This window comes from Candidatus Kaelpia aquatica, assembly GCA_030765335.1.
GTDB classification, from domain to species: domain Bacteria; phylum Omnitrophota; class Gorgyraeia; order Kaelpiales; family Kaelpiaceae; genus Kaelpia; species Kaelpia aquatica.
In genome coordinates this window covers 14,205-29,384 of the sequence record JAVCCU010000017.1, presented here as the reverse complement: position 1 = coordinate 29,384, position 15,180 = coordinate 14,205, and the positions used below count along the sequence as shown (strand labels likewise).

General features: G+C 36.3%; 11 protein-coding genes and 2 tRNA genes. All 13 read left to right on the top strand.

What is annotated here, in order from left to right; all coding sequences use genetic code 11:
- The first annotated feature begins 306 nt into the window (after positions 1-306).
- The 13 genes from P9X27_02930 (at position 307) to P9X27_02870 (ending at position 14,861) form a co-directional block, all read left to right on the top strand.
- Positions 307-3,420, top strand: coding sequence for a class II fructose-bisphosphate aldolase (locus P9X27_02930; protein MDP8253333.1), 3,114 nt, complete (start codon positions 307-309; stop codon positions 3,418-3,420).
- Between the two features lie 133 nt (positions 3,421-3,553).
- Positions 3,554-5,863 (top strand): hypothetical protein, encoded by a 2,310-nt coding sequence (locus P9X27_02925; protein MDP8253332.1) that lies wholly within the window; start codon positions 3,554-3,556, stop codon positions 5,861-5,863.
- A 46-nt stretch (positions 5,864-5,909) separates the two neighbouring features.
- Positions 5,910-6,494 carry a hypothetical protein gene (locus P9X27_02920; GenBank protein ID MDP8253331.1) on the top strand — a complete coding sequence of 195 codons (585 nt, stop codon included), beginning with the start codon at positions 5,910-5,912 and terminating at the stop codon, positions 6,492-6,494.
- Positions 6,469-6,930: a hypothetical protein gene (locus tag P9X27_02915; protein ID MDP8253330.1), complete on the top strand. Its 462-nt coding sequence runs from the start codon at positions 6,469-6,471 to the stop codon at positions 6,928-6,930. The genes P9X27_02920 and P9X27_02915 overlap by 26 nt, the downstream gene beginning before the upstream one ends.
- Positions 6,931-7,094: 164 nt before the next feature.
- Entirely contained in the window at positions 7,095-9,173 is a 2,079-nt protein-coding gene (locus P9X27_02910; GenBank protein ID MDP8253329.1) for a diguanylate cyclase, read from the top strand.
- 58 nt (positions 9,174-9,231) lie between these two features.
- Positions 9,232-9,305 (top strand) — tRNA-Arg (locus P9X27_02905).
- Positions 9,306-9,386: 81 nt separating this feature from the next.
- The gene (locus P9X27_02900) at positions 9,387-10,043 is read left to right on the top strand and encodes a histidinol phosphate phosphatase domain-containing protein (GenBank protein ID MDP8253328.1); all 657 of its coding nucleotides are present in this window, start codon (positions 9,387-9,389) and stop codon (positions 10,041-10,043) included.
- On the top strand, positions 10,043-11,176 hold the full coding sequence (locus P9X27_02895; protein MDP8253327.1) for a DNA repair exonuclease: 1,134 nt from the start codon (positions 10,043-10,045) through the stop codon (positions 11,174-11,176). The genes P9X27_02900 and P9X27_02895 overlap by 1 nt, the downstream gene beginning before the upstream one ends.
- Positions 11,166-13,316 carry a hypothetical protein gene (locus P9X27_02890; protein MDP8253326.1) on the top strand — a complete coding sequence of 717 codons (2,151 nt, stop codon included), beginning with the start codon at positions 11,166-11,168 and terminating at the stop codon, positions 13,314-13,316. Before P9X27_02895 ends, P9X27_02890 begins: the two co-directional genes overlap by 11 nt.
- Positions 13,297-14,184, top strand: a complete 888-nt coding sequence (locus tag P9X27_02885) for a phosphoribosylaminoimidazolesuccinocarboxamide synthase (protein ID MDP8253325.1) — start codon at positions 13,297-13,299, stop codon at positions 14,182-14,184. Before P9X27_02890 ends, P9X27_02885 begins: the two co-directional genes overlap by 20 nt.
- 93 nt (positions 14,185-14,277) lie before the next feature.
- Complete coding sequence (gene rpmE, locus P9X27_02880) at positions 14,278-14,496, top strand: 50S ribosomal protein L31 (GenBank protein ID MDP8253324.1); 219 nt, start codon at positions 14,278-14,280, stop codon at positions 14,494-14,496.
- Between the two features lie 20 nt (positions 14,497-14,516).
- Positions 14,517-14,590: transfer RNA gene (locus P9X27_02875), tRNA-Gly, on the top strand.
- Positions 14,591-14,606: 16 nt separating this feature from the next.
- Positions 14,607-14,861 (top strand): cupin domain-containing protein, encoded by a 255-nt coding sequence (locus tag P9X27_02870; protein MDP8253323.1) that lies wholly within the window; start codon positions 14,607-14,609, stop codon positions 14,859-14,861.
- The last annotated feature ends 319 nt before the right edge of the window (positions 14,862-15,180 follow it).

Genomic DNA, 15,180 nt, shown 5'->3' with positions numbered 1-15,180 from the left:
TTGGATATACACGTCAATTTATGCGCACTATGACGATGTGGGCTCTTCTGGAAGAAAATCCTGGATTAACCAGAGAAGAGTTACTTGATATATCCAACGTGCTAGGTGAGAATGCTTATGTTCCAGGGCAACCGTAAAACTTAAATTACTATAAAGGAGTAGAAGATGGAATTAGTTTTAAAAAACTGTTTAATTATTCTGCCTCTGCTCCTTTATTTTTACCAGATGTTTTTCCTTTATGTTTCAATAAGAAATTATTCTGTTTTTATAATTAATTAATTAATTTTAATTTAGAAGGAGGGGAAAATGGGTAAGAGACTGTTAAAAAATACAGTTCTATTTGTGACTATAGTTGGGTTTTTGGTAGGTAGTGTTTTTATTTTCAAAGATGGTTCAAGTTGTTCTTATGAGTTAGTTTCTCGCCGTACAATGGATATTACTCAAGCAGTAGCCGTTCATCCGATGCTTGTTACATATCGCGAAATGTTGAGCATTGTTAACTCTTCAGGTAGAGAGGCTGCTGTAATGGCAGTTAACCCAAGAAGTGTGCCAGAGATAACAATAAGAGCTGTTATGCAGGCTGCTATGGATGCAGGTACTCCAATTATATTTGAGCTTGCAGCAAGCGAGATGAATGTAGACCCCGATGCTTCATTAAAATCTGCTTATACTGGTCTTACTCCTCTTATGTTGTCAGAGATGATAAATAGAATAGCTTTTGAGTTAAACTGTAATGTACCTTTTGTTATTCATGGTGACCATACATCTGTTAAGTCTAATACTCCAGAAGCGATTGCTGCAGCCGAGGCACTTGTTAAGGCAGAAGTTCAAGCTCGTTTTTCAGCTATTGCACTTGATCCCTCACATTGTATGGAATTAGATCCTGTAAAATTGACAGAGAGGCTCAATAGCCTATCTTTTGAAGATCTATTGCTCATTCCTGATGTAGGTAAGGTATTAGCGCAACAAATAATAGACCATGGCGAGTTTAGCAACTTAGATGAGTTGCGAGATGTTGAAGGTGTAGGTGAAAATATAGCAGCAACGATTCAGACCTACCTTGAACTAAAAGACAATATAGATATTATTGTTTATTTAGCCCAGTTTATGCCTGAAGGCATGGGGTTAGAGGTTGAGGTTGGCGAGATTGGAAAAATTGATCCTAAAACAGGGGAGCAGGCTTTAACATCCGTACTTGAAGCAACTGTATATATAAGAGCACTTCAGGCAAGAGGTGTATTTCCTGATTTCTTAGCAATACACAATGGTACTGCGCATGGTAATAATTTTGATGCTCAGGGAAACGTAATACCTCAGTTAGGCATAAGTGTTCAAAGAACTGCTGAAGTTGCAGAAGCTATTGCTCCTTATGGAGTTATTGTTGCTCAGCACGGTACCAGCGGAACATCCTTAGAGAATATGATTCTTTTCCCTAAGAGTGGGATAGGAAAGGCCAATGTTGCCACTAATTGGCAGAATATCATGTTTGCCAATCTTCCGACCGAGATGCGTAGAAGAATAATTCAGTGGGTCTTGGATAATTTTGGTGATCAAAGATCTAAATATTCTAGTAACGCAGAGTGGTTCGATAAAAATATCAAATTTGCCAATAAACCTCTTTTTAGGGGTGAATTTGGAGAGATACCCCAGGTATACGTAGATACGATATATCAGGCTGCTTATGACTCTGCCATGGAATATTTCAGGGCGTTTGGTTCTGTCGGTTTAATTGTAACGGAAGACTCTGCTCATATGGCCTTGCAGAATATACTTAGTGTTGACGGGATGCTTATTGAGAGAATTAATGGTGATACAGCTGCCCGTATAAGTGAGACAGGAAAGAGGCTAGTGCTTGCAGATGGTATTACGGCATCTGAGACTATAGATGCATATTTAGATGGACGTTTAATACTTATAACACAGTCAGAGGTGATAGATATAACTGAGCGACCTGATGCTGGTCTATTCTTTACAGGTGGAGGAGACTGTGCAGGTTTAGGAGCTGCAATAGGAAGTTTCGCTCAGTATTTGATGGATAATACAGGATTACGTGTCTTTGGAGTATCACATGCTCGAGATGGTTTGGTGGTAGCTCCTGATGAGTTCAATCAGCATCTTATCTATGTTGATTCACTTCTTGCTAGTAGTTTTATAACTCAATCCTCTACTCCGTTAGGTTCAGCTAGAGGCAATCCTTTTGAAGTTAATCCAAATAAGCCCGAAACAGAGATAACTGCACAGAATGCCTGGGATAATGTAGCAGGTTTTAGTTTTATGGCTTCTACTGGAGGAGATGATCATTTAGGTGCTGCGCTTGCTACGGGAGAACGTAATCCAAGTATGGTAGTTGTAGCAACACCTAAGTCGATGGATAAAGATGTTTCAATATCAGGACGTATAATTATCTCACCTGAAGGTGAAGAGGTGAATATTCCGATAGAGAATGTAGCTGTCCAGTCTTTAGGTGCTGTATCTGCTGTTACAGAATACCAGAAAGGCTTCTGGTCTGCTGTCCAAAATGCTGCTAGCCACAACCAGGTTCATGTTGGTGAAGACTTTGGTCGCGAAGCCGGAAATGTTACTCATGGAACATCTGCGAGATATCCGGCTAACTTTGATCAACTTGACCCAGAGACACAGAGAAAGATAATAGAGTACAGAGATACAGTTATGAGTCTTGTACCTGAGAGACCCACCTCTTTAGCCAGTATTGCAGAAGAGGCTCTTAGGGTGCATAGAGAGGAAGGCAGTGTGGTTGTTCTAGTTTCAGAGGGTTTTGTGCCTACAGAAGTAAATGAAGAGATGAAGAGGATACTAGAAGAGTGCGAAGAAGGAGATAATGATTTTAGAGAGGGATGGCGAGATGGTACCTTAAGCGTTGATCAAGTATATCTATCTGTTAAGAATGAGCTTTTAAGAGATATGTTACATGCAAATAGAGGTCTTGCAGAACAGTTTGCAAATATGGTTGCTAATCTAGAGCTTGACGAGTTTGGTAATGTAGCTAAACTTGCAGGTGCCAGACATTTCGTTATTCAGGCTATTAAATCAAACGGAGCCTCTAAGGTTAATGAGCTTCTCTGGAACTATCAAGGTAGAGGTACGAATCCAACAGAATATGATATTATTTTAGGTCAGAATGTAGGGACTGTTATGGGTGAGCTTGTTGAAAATGCTGAACCTGGTACATACATAGTTGCCTATCTAGAGGGAATGGATCCTTATACTCAGCGCCCTGTTGTTATTATTCCAACAGCGGTTAGTAATGGTAATAACTTGAACGATACCACTAGATATACAGACTATATGTTAAGGAGAGATGGAGTATTTTGGGTTGAAGCGCCGATTGTAGAAGCTCCTGCTGAGGATGTTGCAGCAGAGATTGACCCTGAACAGGCCAATGAAAATTTAGACGATTGATATTTTAAAGTAGATAATTAGATTGTAAAGCCCGGCTTAAACAATATTTAGCCGGGCTTTCTTTTAATTGTTGTAACTGAAAAATTTGTAAGTTATTTTTTACATGGTATAAATATTACATATGGGGGATAAGTTGAAGTTGTTTAAATATATTATATTGAGTGGTATTATTTTATCTTTATGCCTACCTTCTTTAGGTGTTATTTTTAATTTAGATAATTTAAATCTATCTTCTAGGCGCACTTTAACCCCTAGCTATTTAGATATAGTTCGTAGTAGCCATGTAAGTATAAATATCGAATCTCTTTTAAATTCTGGATTAAGCGATGAAGAGATTAGCGTTAGAATTCATAATCACCTTTTTCTTGATTGGAATGATGTAGTTGTTAATCTTAGTTATATATCTAAAAATATAGATCAGATATCTGGGGAACACACTAAAGTATTGACAGCTTTTTTAACAGCTCTCTTATCAGACATGAGATTACAGTTGATGCCTGGTTTGGCTGACAATCTTACTGATGTAGCTGAAAATTTAGATACTATTTTAGAGCTATGGGAAATAGATGATAGACTCTCTGCTTTTATATTTAGGCTAGATGCAGAACCAAGTAACGATATATTTTTTACAAGGTTTATGCTGAATTCCCTTTTGAGATGTCTTCCAGGACGCGTTAACAGAGAGAAATTTGTATCTTACATCGAAGAAGCTGAAGCTAGAGGGGGAGCAGAGATATCCTATACAGAAGCTAAAGATTGGGGCAATATTCGCCATGGACAGATTGCTATGACTATGGTGGTGTCCGTAGCAGAGGTAGAAAAGGCAGTAGCTTTTTTAGAAAGTAGCGGTCGAATAGTCTCTGATGGTGACGTTAATATATTTAGTGAATCAGATCCTTCCAAATTAAATTTAGAATTAGCAGATGTTTCATCTAATGAAATTTATAGTGAATTGACAAAGATGTTGAATATTTTACAGAAACCATATAGGTTGCAAAGTGTTTCAGCTTTGAAGCCTGCCTATGAATGCTGGGTAAGCGAGGTTGAAGGTGTTATTGAGATGCCTTTTGATGAAAGATTAGATAGGCTAGAGTATCTAGTTTTAGGGCGTACGGCAATAGATTCAATAAATGACTTGATTCAAATTAGAAGAAGTTTATCAGAGGTAATACTTAATGATGATTATTCTGAAGAGATTAGAGTTGCAACATTGATTTTTGATAGAAGGGTAAGTTGCTGCATATTGGAGCAGGCTATATCTGTTGCCGAATATTATAAAAGAAGATTAGATGATTCTTATGCAGGAAGATATGAAGTTACAACTCAGGGTCAGGATGAAATTATTTTAGCGCTAAGCTTGTTTGCAGAGTCTATTGTTTTAGATAGGTATACTGTTAGTAGGCTATGGTTATACAATAATAGCAATATAGGTCTTAATCCATTTGAGATAAATATGCAACGTGATTACAGGGGAGAGGTAGTATCTTTTGGCCAACGTTTAGAAAGAGAAGTTGTCTATTTAGAGCATGTAATAAATGAGATGGCATCTTCTATGCATGGTGAATTGGCTGGTACGTCTAATATTGAAAACTGGTTCAATATATTGGTAGGTGAAAGGTTTCAGGTTTTTAGCCAATTATATCAAGAAATATCTGAAGAACATCAAAATATTTTTCCAAATGCAGAATCTATATGGGCACACATGTATGATGTTAATATAGCTCTTTCGCCTTTAAGAGCTATTGAATCCCTGAAAGATTCTTTAAAGCAAATGATGTATGCAACATACCCTCAATTGCAGATGGATTCTAGAGATCTAGTTGACTTTTTAACTCATATGCGTAGTTATTCTTATAATTTAAATGTTCCTAGAGAAGATATATTAAGAGGCGCTACACTTGACGTTGCAGAGGCGGCTGACTGTCTTATGGTTTTAAGTGTTTTACCTTATGATGAAAACCATAATGTGCTTATTATGGCAAAAGAATTAGAAGACAACAATCTTGATATATATTACGTAATAACTGAATCAGAAGGAATGACTTTTAGCTGTGCAAATATTCCTTTGATAAAATCTTTTTCTTCTAATGGTATAAGGTTTGATAATGAAGATATAGTAGCTGTGCGTTATGGCTCTGCTACTTCAAGGGGAATAGACTTAGAAGGTAAGACGATAATGTCACCTGATGCTAGTTCTGATATATTTAATTTTGTAGGTGAAGGTGGAATAGTCGGTGTTATATCTGAGAGAGGTAGTGGCACTGCACATCTATCTGTAGTTTTACGTGGCATGGGTACGCCTGTGCTTAATGCATCAGGTCTTAGATTTACAAGTCTTATTTTTGATAATATGCCTTTAAGAATTTTGTCTGGAAGTGTTTTTCCTGTGCTATATAATTTTAGAGAAGGCGATGTAGCTATTGTTCAAAGAAAGCGTTATTGATTTTTAAAGAATAAAAAGAGGGAGCAATATTAAGTATTTTATATTGGTGTTAGTTTTGTTAACGATATGTTTTAGTAATTCTGAAGCAAGAAAAGTTTGTAATGTTGATATTGAGCAGGTTTTTGTAGGATTATTCCACTTAGATTCTAAAGCAACGGAAGGGTATCTAAATGATCTTAAGAATATTTTTTCAGAAGACCCAGAATCTTTCTATAGTTATATGGAGGAGTTTAAAAGACTAGGTTCTACCCTACAGTTGTCAGATAAAAATGAAGATAAGTATTTGCATTCCATTGTTAGTGATTTAGTTGTATTAGCGGAGAGACTAAAGAATATAGAAGGCGGGTTTAGTAGTCTTATGGATATGGTTCTAAGCGTAGCAGAGGTTAAAAGAGATGCTTATTTTATTTTTAGAATGATGCGTAGTTTAGAAAATGATAAAGGTTGGTCTGATTTCAAAGGTTCAAAGGAGCATGTTGTGTTTTCTATGAACAAATTAACCCAATTAGCGATTAGCAGTGATTTAAGAGGTGGGGAGGTCTTAAGTCAGCTTCAAATTTTCTTACGTACTGCAGATAATGATGAGGTAGAGTGCAATAGATTGGTTGAAGATTTTATTCTTAAAAATTAATGTAAGAGAAATGTTGGTAGAGTTTAAAAGGAAAGATATAGAGCTTTGGATTATAACAGAAGCCGATGTAAATGAAGTATGTAGTCGTCTTCAAGAATTAGACAGAGAAGAGGATGGTTCTTTCTGCTGGTCTGATTGTTTTGAAGGTAGAGTAGTTCAGGCTCTTCCTGCTGAATTATCACCAGCTCATACAAAAGGTGTTTATCTTCAAAAGATTGTGCAAGACTTTCCAAGTAGAGCTGTTATCTACTTTGATGATAACTCAAGTTATTCAAACCTTGGAATGCTCTCTCCTGATTTAATAAGCATAGGTGTTATAGCTGCCGATGTTACTAACACTGATTTTAGAAATAAAGTTGAAGCCTTATTTCAAGCAGATGGCATGGTTCTTAATCTCGGTCTTTATTATTCTCGTTTATTTGAAATCTTAAAATAGAATAATTTTGACATACTCTTTATAAAGTGGTATAAATAATACATGAGAACCACAAAGAGGTGGTTATTGATACAAGATGTTTTTTAAATAGGTATATTAGGGCAGCTTAATAAATAAGCTGCTTTTTTATTTATATTAGAGTTTGGAGGATATTAGAAAGCAATATGAAAGTTAGTACAAAAATTCACTTTTCTGATGTAGTCAGAGTACTCCAAGATAGAATTCACGATCTACATAGATTTCATTCTCAACAAAAAGAAGTAGAGGATAATCTGCGTTATTCTGAAGAGCAATGTAAGATGACGCTTGATTCTATGCCAGATGCAATTCATGTTGTTGATTCTGATTTTAAAATATTACTCATTAATAAAACTTTTAAAAAATGGCTTAAGGTTTTGGGTTTAAATAGTGATGTTATTGGGAAGAGTATTTTTGATGTCTTTCCTTTTTTAAAAGATAATATCTTAAAAGAGTGTGAGGATGTTTTTAAGAGTGGGAAGTCTATAACAACTGTTGAAAAAAATAGAGTAAGAAGTTCTTGTGTAATTACTCAGACAAAAAAGATTCCAATAATAAAAGATGGTAATGTTGTAAGAATGGTTACTACTGTACGGGATATAACCGAATCTAGGCGTATAAGGGAAGAGCTTATTAGAGTAGAGCATGAGAGGTCTCTGATATTAAATAGTATTTGCGAGCATGTAGTATACCATGATCTTTATAATAATTTGGTCTGGGTCAATAAGGCTGCGGCAGATTCTGTTGGTAAGAATCTAGAGGAGTTGGTAGGTAAAAAATGTTATAGAGTTTGGCACAATCGAGAAACGCCTTGTATTGGTTGTCCTGTAATAAGAGCAAAAGAGACAGGATTACCTCAGGAATCTGAGATGACTTCTCCTGATGGTCGTACTTGGTCGATAAAGGGGTGCCTGCTTAAAAATTTAAAAGGTGAGACAATAGGAATGGTTGAGACTACGCTTGAGATAACAAAGAGAAAGAGTGCCGAGAGATCTTTGGATAGTCTCAATAAAGCTCTTTTGAAATCTCACGAAAGAATGAAAAAGTTTATAATGAAAGATTCATTAACTGGACTCTACAACAATAAGTATTTAAATGAGATCATTGAGGCTGAATTTTCTCGAGCTCGCAGGTATTATCATCCGTTCTCATTGATTTTATTTGATATAGATTATTTTAAATCTATAAATGATGTCTATGGACATAATTTTGGAGATAGTGTATTAAAACAGTTTTCTAGGCATCTCAAGAGAATGGTTAGGCGTTATGATATTGTTGTTCGCTCTGGAGGAGAAGAATTTATTGTACTTTGTCCGAGCACTGATAAGATAACTTCTTTAAAGCTTGCTCGTAGAGTATTGGATGATATAAATGTAAAAGAGTTTGGAAATAATAAGCAGAGAATAAAGTTTACTCTAAGCGTGGCCGTTGTTGGGTATCCTTCAGATAAGACGGTTCAATTAAACAAAGTAGATAAGATGATCTTAGAGGGCAAGGATTTAATAAATATAGGCTATAAGATTTTAAGCAAGGTTAAGGATGCAGGTGGTAATAGGGTTTATTCTTTAGAGGATGTTGGTTTTGATGGAAAGAGGATGCCTGAGGTTGAAGCAGAGAATGCAAGTGTAGGATTTCTAAGGGGTAAACTTGAAGACCTTACAAAAAAGGCTAATCAAAGTTTAATAGAGTCCGTGTTTGCTTTTGCAAAAACAATAGAGCTCAAAGATCATTATACAGGAGAGCACGTTGAACAGACAGTTCAGTATGCTGTAGCTATTGCAGATGCGTTCTCTCTGCCTAGAGATGAGATTGAAAGAGTGAGAGAGGCGGCTATTTTACATGACCTGGGTAAGATAGGAATAAGTGAGGATATTTTGCATAAGAATAAAAAGCTTACCAAAAGAGAGTATGATATAATTAAGAGACATCCGCAAATAGGGGTAGATATCATAAGGCCGATACATGCCCTACATGATTTAATACCCTATATTCTTTATCACCATGAGAGATGGAATGGTCAGGGCTACCCTCATGGTTTAAAAGGGGAAGAGATACCTTTTGGTGCTCGTATTGTTGCTGTAGCAGATGTCTATCAAGCTTTAATATCCGATAGGCCTTATAGGGCGGCTTACCCAGAAGAAGAAGCTGTGAAGATTATTAGGGAGTCAGCAGGTTCTGAATTTGATCCTGAGATAGTTGATGTTTTTATTAAAGTTCTAAGATAAATAATTCTTTCCTCCTTGTAAAATACCCTAAAGTTTTCTAAACTATTATTCTTAATAAGCCCCGCTAGCTCAGTACGGAAGAGCACCGGTTTCCTAAACCGGGTGTCGTAGGTTCGAGTCCTATGTGGGGCATTTATTATATTTCTCTTGTTTTTTTAGTTTCTAAATTTTAAACTATTAGTTGCAATTAATTAAATTATATAAAAGTTTGTTATGATAGATCTTCACACTCATTCATTGTTGTCAGACGGTCTTCTTCTACCTTCAGAGCTTGTGCATAGAGCTCAGGTTAGCGGATATAGTGTAATAGCCGTAACAGATCATGTTGATTCATCAAATATTGATTTTATCTTGCCAAGATTGATTAAAGTTGCGGGAGACCTAAATAAATATTGGTCAGATAAGATTAAGGTTATTCCTGGGGTTGAAATAACACATGTTCCGCTAGAGTTGATACCAGAGTTAATCGATTATGCGCGTAGTCAAGACAACGTACTTGTTGTAGTTCATGGTGAGTCGCCGGTTGAACCAGTTATAGAAGGTACGAATAGAGCGGCTATTGAAGCAAGATGTGATATCCTTGCTCACCCCGGCTGGATTGATGATAGCTTAGCATCTCTTGCTAAAGAGCAAGGGGTAGCACTTGAGATTACAGCTCGCGCTGGACATAGAGAAGCCAATAAACATGTCTATGAAGTTGGGAAGAAAAACGGTGCTTTATTAGTGTTTAATAGTGATACTCATTCTCCAGATGATTTATTAAATGAGTTGCAGGTCGAGGCTGCTTTAAAGAGAAGCTTAAACCTTAGCATAGAGCAGATTGAAGAGATAGAGAGTAATTCTTTCAACCTTGCCAAGAGATTTATTTGATGCAGGCCAATTTTATTCAAATTTCAGATTTTCACTTGGATTCTAAATTTTTAGGGTTTCAGGATCTAGATAAGATTTCACAGAGAAAGAAAGAACTAGAAGAGACTTTTAAAAAAGTTATTCAGTTTACAAATTCTATCAAGGAAGAGCTAGATTTTATATTATTCGCAGGTGATCTATTTGAGGGTGATTACTTTTCGCCCCATACTATTAAATCTTTGATTATTTATGGAATTGAATCTTTAAAACCTTTACCTGTCTATATCGTTGCCGGCAACCATGATATTTTAGAAGATAGTTCGCCGTATTTAATATATGATTGGCCTGAAAATGCGCATATCTTCGGCTCTGATTTTGAAAAAATTAAGATTAAGGATGACCTCTATCTCTGGGGTGTTTCGGTTAGCCCTGAAAATGTTTCTAAGAATTTACTTAAAGATCTAAGCGTAGAGGACAGAGAAGCGTTAAATATTGTTCTAATGCATGGTGCTGAAACAGGTACTGCTGAAGAGTCTATATTTGGTGATTCTCTTCCTTTTTCATCAGGAGATATAGATAGTTCAGGGGCTGATTATATTGCATTGGGCCACTATCATAATTGCAGGCCGGTTCCAAGATCGAGCGAGAGAGTTTTAGGATATTACTCGGGCTCTCCAGAATCGTTAAGCTTTAAAGAGTTAGGTGAAAGGTTTGTACTTAAGGTTGGATTAAAAAAGGGAGAGGTGCCCAGGATAGATAAAATATCTTTCCAAAGACGTTATTACAAGGAGATTGAAGTTGATTGTAGCGGTGTTCTATCTTTAGATGAAGCAAAAGATATGATTAAGGATAATGGTGATAAAGATGCCGTGGTCTCTATAGTTTTAAAAGGTGATATTGATCCAGATATAAGAATAGATTTGGAAGATATTGATGATTATATAAAACAGAGTGGTCTATTTTTTGCTTTCAATTTGAAAAATAATATAAGGTCAGCTTATTCTAAAGAACTGATAGAGTCTTCGTTGCTCGGAAAGAACTTCATTAAGATTTTGCAGGATCGGAAAACTTCAAAAGAGGTTGTAGATATTGTAACGAAGATTGGACTCGATGCTATTTTTACAAAAGAGATAAGAGGTTGGAATGAGGTTTAAGGATGTTGAAGTTTTTGGGTTTGGGAAGATAAAGGACAATCTTAGAATATCTTTTGCTAAAAACATCAATGTGATACTTGCTCCAAATGATAAGGGCAAGTCGACCTTAATAGAGTTCGTCTATGCTGTTCTCTATCCTTTTGGTGATCTTAAGACTGAGATTGGTAGAAAGAAGAGACTGAGATTTAAGCCTTGGAGCTCAGACATATACGGCGGCAGGCTGGATTTTTCTCTCGAGAAGGGCGGTGACTATAGGATTGAGAAAATAATTTCATCATCACCCCGGGAAGATAAGCTAGGTGTGTTTAAATCTAAAGACGGTGATTTTTCAGCTTTAAAAATATTAAAACAGGATAAACATCTGGGCTTGCTTGCTGGAGAACAGTTTTTAAATATAAGTAGAGATGTCTTTGAAAGCCTAAGCATTGTTCGGCAGTTTGACGTTGCTGCAATCGGGGAAAGCAAAAAGATATTAGATGAAGTGAGGTCGATGATAGAAATTGGAAAGAGCGGAGGAGGACTGTCCAGTGCTTTAAGAAAGATACAGGATAAGAAATCCAAGATAGGTGTTTTTGAAAAAAGAGGTAAGAGAACAATAGCCGGGAGTAGACAGATTGAATATGATCAAGTAACCAAAGATATTGAGATTTTAAAACAACAGTTTAATAAGAACAGACAGCTGCTCATAGAGAGAAGAGCTTTAGAGGTAAAGCTAGAAGGTTTAAGAGTTAAGCTTGATACTGAAGTGGTGCCTCATTTTGAAGAACTTAAAAGCAGACTCACTTCTCTATTTACTGCCATTAAAAGAAACTACGAAGCTATACCTTCGATGATACGTGAGATGGATTTGAAAGAGTTGCAAAATTTAAAAAAATGCGGCGATATTATCAAAGAATTTAAATTTAAGCTTCAAAATATAGAGAGTGTTTTTATTGCCACGCAGAGAGCATTGAAGCATAATATTCTTCTGTTCTGGCTGTCGCTTTCCGGATTCTCTGCATTCTTGGCTCTATCTTCTATCTTAGGGGTAGACCAGGCAAAATATCTATTTTTATCTTTTGCATCGTTTCTTCTAATTGCTGCTTTTTATTTTTTAAGGTTTATCAAAAAAGAAAAAGGAATTATTGTAGATTACGGTAAAGATAGAAAAAGTCTTAAAGTTGAAATTTCAGTTAAAATATCGGAGCTCGATCTGTTTGAAAACCTAGAAGAGCCTAGGGAGATTGACTTCTATGAGCAATTATGGGACGGTCTTTTGAGCGAATTAGATGTTTCAAGCATAGAAGACTTGGAATCCCTATGGTATCAAAGCAGGGATTATGCTGATACTTTAAAAAAATCCTCTGAATTGGATATTGAGATTGATCTTAAAGAGAAGGCGAGCCTTAAGTTGGATTTTAGCAATATAGATTCTGACATACTGGTTCTTAAAGACAGCATGCAGATTAAAAAAGATTTAGAGGGTGAGATTAGAAATATTCAGATCAATATTAGCATACTCGATAAGACAATAGAGAGTTATTTACCTCAAGATGATATTGCTGTTTTAAGTGCCGAGCATTCTATCTTAGAAAATGAGATGAGAAGAATAGCTGTTTATAGAGAGGCTTTAGAGCTTGCGTCGATAGTACTTCAGGAAGCAGGGGAAGAGCTGTATTCGGAAGTCTCTCCTTATATAAATGATTTTGTTAATAGACATTTTAAATTTCTCAGTGAAGATTATGATTTTATAAAAGTGGATGCTGATTTAAATATATATCTTAAACCTAAGAATCATCCTGAATTTATCTCCATAGAGCAGGCGGGGAAAGGTATACAGAGTTCTCTGTATCTGCTTTTACGTTTTGCGATTATCTCTCTTTTTAAGCTTAATAATGGAGAGCAGCTCCCCTTTATATTAGATGAGACTTTAAATGTATTAGACGATTTTGATTACAATCATCAGGAGAGGTTACTGCAGCTGCTTCTAGATTTATGCTATGAATATGATGTACAGATGCTCTATCTTACCTGTCAGAAAAAAGGTCAATATTTACCTATAAGAGATTTTTTTGAAAGTAAAAACCTCTCTTTACGAGAGAATGTTGTCGGTGATTTTACAATTTTACAAGGAGGAAGAGATGAAAGTGAATTTAGTTAAAGAGGTTAACATTGAGAGTCTCAATATATTCCGTAGGGGTAAGGTTAGGGATGTCTATGAGATTGGCGATGATCTATTATTCGTAGCAACTGATAGGATATCCTGTTTCGATGTTGTTTTGCCGGATCCAATTCCTCTTAAAGGCATAGTCTTAAATAAGCTTTCTCTTGTTTGGTTTGATTTAACAAAAGAACTTATTCCAAATCATCTTATAAGTTCTGATGTTTCGGAGATAGCTCAGTTATCTGATTATCATGATATCTTAAGAGATAGGTCTATAATTGTTAAGAAGACAGAGCCTTTATCTTTTGAATGTGTTGTTAGGGGTTATCTGTCTGGTTCAGGCTGGAAAGACTACAAAAAAGAAGGTAAGGTGTCTGGGATAGAGCTTAAAAAAGAACTGATTGAATCTCAGAAACTTGATCAGCCGATATTTACGCCTTCAACAAAAGAAGATAGCGGGCATGATGTAGCTGTCTCTTTTGATTATGTAGTCGATAATATTGGTTTAGAGCTTGCATCTAAAATAAGAGATAAGAGCCTTGAGCTCTATTCTTTTGCTCATAACTACGCCGAAGCACGCGGGATAATTATAGCCGACACAAAGTTTGAGTTTGGGATTTTAAACGGAGAACTTATATTGATAGACGAAGTTCTTACTCCGGATTCTTCTCGTTTTTGGCCTAAAGACGAGTATGCTCCCGGTAGAGCTCAGAATAGTTTCGATAAGCAGTATGTTAGAGATTGGCTGGAATCAACAGGCTGGGATAAGATACCTCCTGCTCCAAATCTTCCTCAGGAAGTAATTGAAAAGACGACTCAGAAGTATCTGCTCGGATATAAAAGTATTGCGGGAGTAGATTTATAATAGTATAATCCAGCTCTGGTTTGGGGTAAGCGTATAGTTTATTGAAAAAAATCTATTAGCTGGTATAATTTAAAGATTAATTTGGAGGTTAATATGAAAAAAGATACTCATCCAAAATATGTAGAGACTACAGTTGTATGTGCTTGCGGCAGTGTTATTAATACTCGTTCTACCAAGGAGAATATCAAGGTAGAGGTATGCTCTGCTTGTCATCCTTTATATACAGGAGAGAAGCAGAGGATAGTTGATACTGCAGGCAGAGTGGAGAGGTTCCGCAGGAAATACGCAAAATTCAATAAAGATTCTGAATAGTTTAATTTAGAGGTTAAATTGCGGGAGTAGCTTAGTGGTAAAGCTCCGGCCTTCCAAGCCGATTACGGGGGTCCGATTCCCCTCTCCCGCTCCAATATGATAAAAGCAAGATGAAGATAGAGGTTAAGAGAGCCGCTGAAGAGGAGCTGAAAAGTCTTGGAGTTGATTCCTGGGGTTCCTGGAGCTGCGATATCTCTGAGTTTGACTGGGAATATGACTCTAATGAGCGTTGCTATATTCAAGAGGGTAGAGTGATAGTAGCAACAGAGGAAGGAGATAAGGTAGAGATAAAAGAAGGTGATTTGGTCCTATTTCCTAAAGGATTAAAATATTCCTCTTGGTTGTTGGTTAAGATAATCGTATAAGAGTTAGAGGTTGCGATGTGGTGGAAGAGAGAGTTTAAGTCGTCATGATTAAAAAATGCCGCTTCTTCTGTATTCCCTATCTCTTTTTGATTGTTATTTGAGAGCTTAAAAAAAATCTCAAATGATATAGGATTGCTTGTGTAACCATATACGCTACTTAATCCTGCGTAAATATCTTTTCTTTTGTAGTGTTCAAATATAAAGCTTAAAACGCTTGTTGCAACACCTTGGTCCCTGTTCATTAAAGCATCAGGGCCTATATCCAGTCCGATATCTTTGATATAGAGGCTGTAATTTTCCGAGTTTATAAATCCGCTAA

Coding starts and splice junctions, on each gene's coding strand:
- P9X27_02930 (MDP8253333.1), top strand. CDS start 307: ATGGGTAAGAGACTGTTAAAAAATACAGTTCTATTTGTGACTATAGTT.
- P9X27_02910 (MDP8253329.1), top strand. CDS start 7,095: ATGAAAGTTAGTACAAAAATTCACTTTTCTGATGTAGTCAGAGTACTC.
- P9X27_02900 (MDP8253328.1), top strand. CDS start 9,387: ATGATAGATCTTCACACTCATTCATTGTTGTCAGACGGTCTTCTTCTA.
- P9X27_02895 (MDP8253327.1), top strand. CDS start 10,043: ATGCAGGCCAATTTTATTCAAATTTCAGATTTTCACTTGGATTCTAAA.
- P9X27_02890 (MDP8253326.1), top strand. CDS start 11,166: ATGAGGTTTAAGGATGTTGAAGTTTTTGGGTTTGGGAAGATAAAGGAC.
- P9X27_02885 (MDP8253325.1), top strand. CDS start 13,297: ATGAAAGTGAATTTAGTTAAAGAGGTTAACATTGAGAGTCTCAATATA.
- rpmE (MDP8253324.1), top strand. CDS start 14,278: ATGAAAAAAGATACTCATCCAAAATATGTAGAGACTACAGTTGTATGT.
- P9X27_02870 (MDP8253323.1), top strand. CDS start 14,607: ATGAAGATAGAGGTTAAGAGAGCCGCTGAAGAGGAGCTGAAAAGTCTT.